Genomic DNA, 8,761 nt, shown 5'->3' with positions numbered 1-8,761 from the left:
GCTCCGTCGGGGTCGGTTCAGCGCCGAACGCTGGTACACCCCGGTGTTCGACCGACTCAGACTGAGCGATGGCCATCTTTCACTTCATCTCAGTGAAATTGACCCTCTTCGGTGGAACCCTTCAGGGCCGCCGTCGAGGTGTTCGGGTCCACGGTGGTGGCGATGGTGTCGAAGTAGCCGGCACCGACCTCACGCTGGTGCTTGATGGCGGTGAAGCCACGCTCGGCGGCGGCCTTGAACTCGCGCTCCTGCAGGTCGACGAAGGCGGTCATGCCCTCGCGGGCGTAACCGTAGGCCAGGTCGAACATGCCGTAGTTGAGCGAGTGGAAGCCGGCCAGGGTGATGAACTGGAACTTGAAGCCCATCGCGCCGAGCTCGCGCTGGAACTTCGCGATGGTCGCGTCGTCCAGGTGCGCCTTCCAGTTGAAGGACGGCGAGCAGTTGTAGGCCAGCAGCTGGTCCGGGAACTCGCCGCGGACGGCCTCGGCGAACTTGCGCGCGACCTCGAGGTCCGGCACGCCGGTCTCCATCCAGATCAGGTCGGCGTAGGGGGCGTAGGCCTTGGCACGCGCGATGCAGGGCTCGATGCCGTTCTTCACACCGAAGAAGCCCTCGGCGGTACGGGTGCCGTCCAGGAACTCACGGTCGCGCTCGTCCACGTCCGAGGTGATCAGGGTGGCGGCCTCGGCGTCGGTGCGGGCGATGATCACCGAAGGCACGTCGGCGACGTCGGCGGCCAGACGCGCGGAGGTCAGGGTGCGGATGTGCTGCTGGGTCGGGATCAGCACCTTGCCGCCCAGGTGGCCACACTTCTTCTCGGAGGCCAGCTGGTCCTCCCAGTGCACACCGGCGGCACCGGCGGCGATCATGGCCTTCTGCAGCTCGTAGGCGTTCAGCGCGCCACCGAAGCCGGCCTCGGCGTCGGCGACGATCGGAGCCAGCCAGTTCTGGACCGAGGTGTCGCCCTCGACCTTGGCGATCTCGTCGGCGCGCAGCAGCGCGTTGTTGATGCGGCGGACCACGGACGGAACCGAGTTGGCCGGGTACAGCGACTGGTCCGGGTAGGTGTGGCCGGACAGGTTCGCGTCACCGGCGACCTGCCAACCGGACAGGTAGATGGCCTTCAGGCCGGCGCGGACCTGCTGGACCGCCTGGTTACCGGTAAGGGCACCGAGGGAGTTGATGTAGTCCTCGTTGTTGACGAGATCCCAGAGGATCTCCGAGCCACGACGGGCGAGGGTGGCCTCTTCGACGACGGTGCCCTGCAGCTTCGACACCTGCTCGGCGGTGTAGTTGCGGGTGACGCCCTTCCAGCGCGGGTTGGTGTCCCAATCCTGCTGGATCTCCGCAGCGGTCTTCGGGGTGCCGGCGTTCGACATCTCTGACTCCACTTCTTCGTTTCGGTGCCCCACGGTCGAGCATCACTCGAACTGCTGTGGCGGCAATTTGCAGGCTTGCTAGGCCCATGGGGTGTACTTCCACACGATGGCACACCAGGAAATAGCCGTCTACCTGTTGCAAGTGCGAATCCGAGCTAGGTTTCGACTAGTCTTTGCTAACCTTGCGAAATTTGCCCGCGAATTGCAAGCGTGAAACCTACCCGCCGGTAGCGCTGACATGCGGTTTTAGCGTAACGCTCGTACTGTTTGAGATCGCCAGACGGGCTGCCATCCGACGCGCCCGGCATTCCGGGTTGTGAGCACCTTCACAAGCCTCCGTGTGGCCTCCGCCACCTCGAAATCGGCGCCGATGGTTCGATTGGCAGACCGCGTCCATCGCGGTCAGACGTTCCGCGTCCGAGAGGAGCCTTCATGCGGAAACTGTGGTTCGCCGTTGTCGTCATATGTGGTCTAGGCCTGCAACTGCCAGCGGCGAGCGCCGACCCGGGCGCGGTGGAATCCGTCGCACCGCTGGCCGCGGTGGCGACACCGCCCGGTTCGGCGAATTCCAGCCGCATCCTGTACGAGACGACCACCGCGAACGATGTCCCGACGGTGGCAGGTGCCGCGGTCTACTTCCCGCCCGGGGAAGCACCCGAGGGTGGTTGGCCGGTGATCGCGTGGGCGCACGGCACGGTCGGACTCGGTGACGACTGCGCCTACAGCATCGCCGGGCCGAGCGCGGTCGAGCGGGACTGGGCGTATCTGGAGACGTGGCTGCGGCAGGGCTATGCCATCGTCACCGCGGATTACGCCGGGCTCGGCACGCCGGGCGAACATCCGTATCTCAATGGCGTCGTGGTCGCGCACAACGTCGTCGACGCGGTGCGGGCCGCCACCAGGCAGTACTCGTCGCTGGCGAAGAAGTGGGTGGTCGTCGGTCAGTCACAGGGTGCCGGTGCTGCCGTCTACACGGCGCGCTACGCCTCCGAATTCGGCGGACCCGAACTCGACTACCGCGGCGCGGTCGGCACCGGCATACCAGCGTATATCCAGGACATTCTGTTGCCGCTCGGTCCGCATGTGCCGCCGGTGAAATTGTCGCCGCACTCGTCGGCGTATGTGCTCTACATCCTCAACGGCCTGCGAACCACCTATCCGGCGCTGAATATCGATTCGTATCTGACCGAGTCCGGCCGCGACTGGCTCGCCCGTGCCCGCGAGGCCTGCATCACCCCGCTCAGCGATGCGCTCGCGGCCGACGGCGTGGTGATCGGTGACCTGTTCGCACGTCCGCTGCTCGAGATCCCGGACCTGCACGGGCTGCTGACCGGATATCTCGGCCTGCCCGAATCCGGTTACGACAGGCCGCTGTTTCTGGGGCAGGGTTTGCGCGACACCGATGTGGTGACGCCGGAGACGCTGCGGTACGCCGCGGTGCTCGAGGCGAATCGGCAGCCGGTCACGCTGCACACTTATCCGGAAGATCACAGCGGGACCGTCAATGCGTCGCTGCCGGATTCGCTGCCTTTCGTGCGGAATCTGTTCGCCTAGACCGCCGGATGCACCCGGCGCCAGTGCTCGGCGATATCGATGCGGCGCGCGACCCACACGTCGGCATGCGACTGGACGTGGTCCAGGAACCGTTCCAGCGCGGCGAGGCGGGCGGGGCGGCCGACCAGACGGCAATGCAGGCCGATCGACAGCATCTTCGGACTGCCCTCCGCGCCTTCGCGATAGAGCACGTCGAAGGCGTCGCGGAGGTGGGCGAAGAATTGCTCGCCGCTGGGAAAACCCGCGGGTGAGGCGAAGCGCATGTCGTTGGTGTCGAGGGTGTACGGGACGACCAGGTGGTTCCGGCCGTGCACGGTGACCCAGTACGGGAGATCATCGGCGTAGGAGTCGGAGTCGTAGACGAAACCGCCGTGTTCTACCACCAGTTCCCTGGTGTGCGGGGAGTCGCGGCCGGTGTACCAGCCGAGCGGGGCCGCGCCGGTGAGTTCGGTGAGGATGCGCACGGCCTCGGCCATGTGCTCGCGCTCGGTGTCACGGTCGGTGAGCTGGTAGGACTGCCAGCGCAGGCCGTGGCTGGCGATTTCGTGGCCGAGTTCCCGAAAGGCGGCCACCGCCTCGGGATTTCGCTGCATGGCACGGGCGACGGCGAAGATGGTCAGCGGTAGGTCGCGGCGCTCGAAGGCGCGCAGGACCCGCCACAGTCCGGCACGGGAGCCGTATTCGTACAGCGATTCCATGCTCATGTGACGATTCGGAAAGGCTTGCGCGGGAGTAATTTCCGAGAGAAACGTCTCCGAATGCGGATCGCCGTCGAGCACATTGTGCTCCGCGCCCTCTTCATAATTGAGGACGAACTGAACCGCGATCTTCGCACCATCGGGCCACTGCGGATCCGGTGGCGTCGCACCGTAGCCGACGAAATCTCGTTCGCTCATGCTGTCTCCTGTGGGGGAACCCCCACACCCCCCGGAACTGCGGCGCTTCGCCCCTTGGACCTCCGGTCGGGCAAACCCCCGAGTTCGCCGTAGAGGCGCAGTCGCGCGAGCCCGCCGTCGGGGTAGATATCCAGGCGGACCTCCTCGACCGAGGCCGCCATCGGCGCGATCGCGAAGCGGTGCCTGGTGTCGGGCAGCAGTTCGGTACGCGGGAGCAATTCGAGTTCGGTGCCGTCGGTGGTGCGGCCGGTGAGCCGGGCCGAGCCGGGGCTGTTGCCGAGGAAGTACGACGTATCGATCTCGGCGAGGCGGATCAGGCCGGGTCCAGCCAGCCGGATGTGCACCCAGTCGTTGCTGTCGTCGCGGCGGCGGGCGGTTTCCCAGCCGTCGCCCATTTTTCGTGCCAGGCCGGGGTAGAGCAGCTGGTTCGGCGAACTGTAGAAGCGGTTGGAGCAGTCGAGGACCAGGGCGCCGTTTTCCAGTGCTGCCAAGTCCAGTGGGCCGAGACCGAGCAGCTTCGGATCGGGCCTGCCCTCGCCGTGTACGCGCAACCGGGCGACGCCGCCGTCCGGATGCATGGTGAGTTTCACATGGGTCCAACGGTTTTCGTTCTCGATCGCGAACGGATTGCGGCTGTCGCCGGTTACCGGGGCATGGTCGATCAGGGGCACCCAATCGTCGCGCTCGGCAATGGTTTCCGCGGGCGGATAGCCATCGATCTCGAGTGCGGAGACCGAAACCGCGGGCGGATAGTTGCCCTTGAACCAGGCGGTGTCCACCACGATGCCGCAGATCACGCCGGGCACGCCCAGGCGCACGATGGCCGAGTCGTCACCGGGGCGGCCGCGGTGCCTGCGGGTTTCCCAGCCGTCGTAGATCTGGCCCTTGTGTCCGAAGGTCGACGGTCGGTATTCCGACGGACCCGGATTGATCAAATTCTCCTTCTCCGCGAAGAATTCGTCATCGGCCCAGATGACCGATCCACCGAGCGGCCGCACCGCGAGATCGGGCAGCAGCGTGAAATCCGCGTTCAATGGGCCTCCTGCGTAGTCGTTCACACCGTCTCCTGCGGAATCGGCTCGCGCGCGACGAGCGCCCGCAGCACCTCGGGAGTCAGCACCGGCGCGAGCGCACGCAGTTCATCGGCGGTGCGTGCACCGCAGTTCAAGCCGCGTAAAACGGTGGCCGCCAAAGCTTCCGCGGTGGCGGGCTCGTCCATGACGCCGCCGGAGCGCCGGTCGAGGTAGGCGACCAGACGGGGAACCGCGACGTCGATGGCGCGGCGGAAGAATTCGTAGGTGGCCAGCCAGCGGGTGATCAGGTGGCCCGGATGCATATCCCAGCCCTGGTAGTAACCGAGGCGCAGCGCCCGGCCGACGAGCCGATGATGGTTGCGCAGTGCGGATTCCGGATCGCGGTCCGGCACGATCTGGGTGGAGCCGTCACAGATCCACACCCCGGTTTGGGCGGCGGCCACCTGCATGACCGACTTCGCGTAGTCCGCAGCCGGATGGTCGAGCGCCTGATCGGGCGCGGCGATACCGCACGCGGCCGTGTAGTCATAGGTGCCGAAGTGCAAAGCACTGCAACGGCCATCGGACCTGCTGATCATCTTGGCGATCGGGGCGCTGCCGTCGGCGGCGATAATCGCCTGCGGGCTCTCGATCTGGAGTTCGAATCGCAGGGTGCCCGCGACGAGTCCGGATCCGCGCTCGAGTCCGTCACACAGCGCGACCAACGCCGAAGCCTGTTCCGCCGCACGGATCTTCGGGACCGTGAAGACGAAACCCGTCGGCACACCGCCCGCGGCGTCCAGAACCAGCTCGAGGGTGCGCAGGGCGCGAATGCGTTCGGTGCCCGCCAGACCCTTCATCCGAATGCCGAGACTCGTCGGGCCACCAGGTTGCTTCGCCCACTCGGCGAGTGCCGTCCCCGCATTGGTGGCGGCCTCGTCCTCCTCGGCGTCCGCACGGAAGCCGTAACCGTCTTCGAAGTCGATGCGCAGATCCTGGATCGGCTGCTGTTCGAGTCGGCTGCGCACGGTAGGCAGCGCGTCGGTGCCGTCGATTCCGGCGAGCAGGTCGTGGTGGCGATCGAGCAGCTCTATCGCCGCCGCACCCCATTCGGCGGGGGTCGCGGCGGTGGCCCGGTCGGCCGGGACGTAGGCGGTGTGGATCGGCTGGACCCGGCCGTCGGGGCCCGGGTACCGGGTCCGCAACTCGGCGTCGACCGTGTCGAGCATCGCGTCGATGCGAGCGCGGACATTCCCGGGTAGCTGTGTTGGATTTGCGCCGTTCCCCGGCCCTTCGTGGTTACGCACGCTGCCTCCTCCGGGGCTGACGCTCGCGGCGCGGGATTCGAATTGCGCCGCTCCCGGGCCCTCCGTGGTTACGCACGCTGCCTCCTCCGGGCCTGACGCTCACGTCGCTGGGAACTCACCCCTGGTCTCCTTCCTGAAGGGCGCGCCAGATCCGGTCCGCCGTCATCGGCAAACCGGTCTGTCGTACCCCGACAGCATCGCGGATGGCGTTCGCCAGGGCGGGGGCAACCGGGTTGTACGGGGATTCGCTCATCGACTTGGCGCCCAGTGGTCCCAGGTCATCGGCGGTTTCGGCGAAGTAGACCTCGGTGTGTGGCAGATCCGCGAACTGCGGAATGTGATAGTGCCGCAGTGTCCGCGTAGTTACCTCGCCTTGTGCGGAGCGCATGTCCTCGTAGAGCGCGGTGCCGATGGCCTGCGCGACACCGCCGACCACCTGCCCGCGGCACTGCACCGGGTTGAGCACCGTGCCCGCGTCGGCGGCCTGGACCGATTGCAGGATGCGAACCAACCCGGTGTCGGGCTGCACGGCCACCCGGAATGCCTGCACATTGAAGCTGACCGAGCGCGGGCTGCCCGCGTGTTCGCCGTGGCCGGACAACTCGCCGTCGGCCAGCAGCTCGGCGGCGTCGATCAGCCGATCGCCGCAGCGGACGCCATCGGCCACCAGGACGCACCCCGCTTCGGCGCGACCGGTCAGCTTGGCGGCCCGGACCAGGATGTGCTCGCGCAACGCCACGGCAGCGGCGTAGGAGGCCTTACCCGCGACGGTGATGCCGGTGGACCCGAAGGCGCCGGTGTCGTAGCCGACGACATCGGTGTCCGACTGACGGATCACGATGCGTCGCACGTCGGTGTGTAGCGCAGTCGCCGCGAGTTGCGCGTGCACCGTGGTGGTGCCATTGCCGAATTCGACTGTGCCGACCCGGAGTTCGTACCGTCCATCGGGTAGGAGCGTGACGACTGCCTCGGAGCGGTGGCCGCGTGGCGGGATGGTGGCGATCATGGCGAGCGCCATACCGGTGCCCACCCGCCAGTCCGAACCAGGAGCGCGAATCTTGTTGCCGTGCAATAAAGCTCGTTCGGCGAGGTCTAGACATTGATCGAGGCCGTAGCTGCCGAAGTCCAGATCGCTGTCGCTGACTTCCGCGCCGACGAATGCGTCGCCGGGAACGATGACATTGCGGCGGCGGAATTCGAATGGGTCGATATCGAGTTCGCGCGCCAGTTCATCCAATGCCGACTCGACGCCGAAGATGATCTGTCCGAGACCGTAGCCGCGGAATGCGCCCGAGGGAACGTTGTTGGTGTAGACCGTCTTCGCCTCGACACGCTTATTGGCGCAGCGGTAGACCTCGATGGATTCGCCGACGCCGTGGAACAGCACGCCCGCGCTGTGATTGCCGTATGCCCCGGCATCGGCGAGCACGTCGATCGACAGTGCGGTCAGTATGCCGTCGGCATCCGCGCCCGCGGTGATCGCGACCCGCATCGGATGACGGCAAGTGGCGCTGGTGAATTCGTCGGAGCGGGTGAATTCGTATTGCACGGGTCGGCCGGTTCGCAACACGGCCAGTGCTATCAGATCCTCGGCCAGCATTTCCTGTTTGGCGCCGAATCCGCCGCCGACGCGCTTGGCGAATACCCGCACCCGGTCACGCGGTAGCCCGAATATCTGGCACAGTTCGTCGCGCACCAGGAACGGGACCTGCGTGCTGCAGCGGACGACCAGCCTGCCGTCGGCGTCCAACCAGCCGATACCGCCGTGGGTTTCCAGATGGACGTGCTGGCCGCGCGGCGAATGCCAGACGCCACTGACCACCTGCGCCGCCGCGGCGATACCCGCCGAAATGTCGCCGACCTCGCCGTTGATCTCAGCGATCAGATTGCGTTCGGCATCGGCGATGCGAGCCGAATCCGGCTTGTCACCATGCAGTTTCGGCGCTTCCGGCAGCAATGCCTCGGCCGGATCGAATACCGCGGGCAGGATGTCGTACTCGACCTGCAGGGCCCGGCAACCCGCGCGCGCGATATCCAGGCTTTCCGCCACTACGACGGCGACCCGCTGTCCGACGAATCGCACCGTGCGATCCAGCACGTAGGTGTCATCCGGGTCGTCGACTCGGAGTTCGTGGCGCGCAGTGGAAAAGGCGATATCAGGAGCGTCGGCGTAGGTGAGCACCGCATGCACGCCCGGCAGGTTTTCGGCGGCGGAGGTGTCGATGGCCACGATTCGCGCGTGGGGGTGCGGGCTCGGTAAGATAGCGATATGCAGTGGGCTCGTGGGCGGCGCTGTGGCGGCATCCACATCAGTGGCCGCATCCTGCGGACGGACATCGAAGGTGAACGGCTCTGTGCCCGTGACGACTCGCGCTCCGGCGGGCGCACCGACGTCGGTGCCCGCGTGTCCATGGGCGGCATTGTCCGGACGGACCTGCGCTGCGGCGCTGACCCCTGTGTCAGCTTCAGACCTGTGGATAGGGTCCTTCGCCTGGTCAGGCCCAACAGTCGTACCAACGCCCGGAGCGCTACTCCCCATGGTCAGGCAACCAGGCGTATGACCGCCGCCCGGTGCCGAAACATCGCCGCTCCCCACGGTCGCGCCACCACCG

At 66.8% G+C, this 8,761-nt stretch carries 6 protein-coding genes; 1 reads left to right on the top strand and 5 read right to left on the bottom strand.

The features are described 5' to 3' along the window. Nucleotides 1–89 precede the first annotated feature (89 nt). On the bottom strand, nt 90–1,379 hold the full coding sequence (aceA, locus tag NP3_RS35055; protein WP_063046023.1) for an isocitrate lyase: 1,290 nt from the start codon (nt 1,377–1,379) through the stop codon (nt 90–92). A gap of 432 nt (nt 1,380–1,811) precedes the next feature. On the opposite strand from aceA, the gene NP3_RS35050 reads away from it, so the two are divergent. Continuing rightward, nucleotides 1,812–2,933 carry an alpha/beta hydrolase gene (locus NP3_RS35050; protein WP_063046022.1) on the top strand — a complete coding sequence of 374 codons (1,122 nt, stop codon included), beginning with the start codon at nt 1,812–1,814 and terminating at the stop codon, nt 2,931–2,933. Here NP3_RS35050 and puuE read toward each other — a convergent pair. From puuE to NP3_RS35030, 4 genes are all read right to left on the bottom strand, one after another. After that, the gene (gene puuE / locus NP3_RS35045) at nt 2,930–3,829 is read right to left on the bottom strand and encodes an allantoinase PuuE (protein WP_063046021.1); all 900 of its coding nucleotides are present in this window, start codon (nt 3,827–3,829) and stop codon (nt 2,930–2,932) included. The two genes, NP3_RS35050 and puuE, sit on opposite strands and share 4 nt — an antisense overlap. Next, the gene (gene alc, locus NP3_RS35040) at nt 3,826–4,887 is read right to left on the bottom strand and encodes an allantoicase (protein ID WP_245721233.1); all 1,062 of its coding nucleotides are present in this window, start codon (nt 4,885–4,887) and stop codon (nt 3,826–3,828) included. Before alc ends, puuE begins: the two co-directional genes overlap by 4 nt. Beyond that, complete coding sequence (locus tag NP3_RS35035; protein ID WP_063046020.1) at nt 4,884–6,071, bottom strand: DUF6986 family protein; 1,188 nt, start codon at nt 6,069–6,071, stop codon at nt 4,884–4,886. The genes alc and NP3_RS35035 overlap by 4 nt, the downstream gene beginning before the upstream one ends. A gap of 193 nt (nt 6,072–6,264) precedes the next feature. Further along, a partial coding sequence (locus NP3_RS35030; protein ID WP_281197648.1) for a xanthine dehydrogenase family protein molybdopterin-binding subunit occupies nt 6,265–8,761 on the bottom strand: 2,497 nt, incomplete at its 5' end.

It is taken from the genome of Nocardia pseudovaccinii NBRC 100343 (genome assembly GCF_001613225.1).
In the GTDB taxonomy this organism is placed as follows: domain Bacteria; phylum Actinomycetota; class Actinomycetes; order Mycobacteriales; family Mycobacteriaceae; genus Nocardia; species Nocardia pseudovaccinii.
Note: the sequence above shows the minus strand (reverse complement) of the source record. Positions and strands in the feature narration are given on the sequence as shown.

Excerpts from the sequence above, each read along its gene's own strand:
- NP3_RS35050 (WP_063046022.1), top strand. The coding sequence starts at position 1,812 with ATGCGGAAACTGTGGTTCGCCGTTGTCGTCATATGTGGTCTAGGCCTG.
- NP3_RS35035 (WP_063046020.1), bottom strand. The coding sequence starts at position 6,071 with ATGCTCGACACGGTCGACGCCGAGTTGCGGACCCGGTACCCGGGCCCC.
- aceA (WP_063046023.1), bottom strand. The coding sequence starts at position 1,379 with ATGTCGAACGCCGGCACCCCGAAGACCGCTGCGGAGATCCAGCAGGAT.
- puuE (WP_063046021.1), bottom strand. The coding sequence starts at position 3,829 with ATGAGCGAACGAGATTTCGTCGGCTACGGTGCGACGCCACCGGATCCG.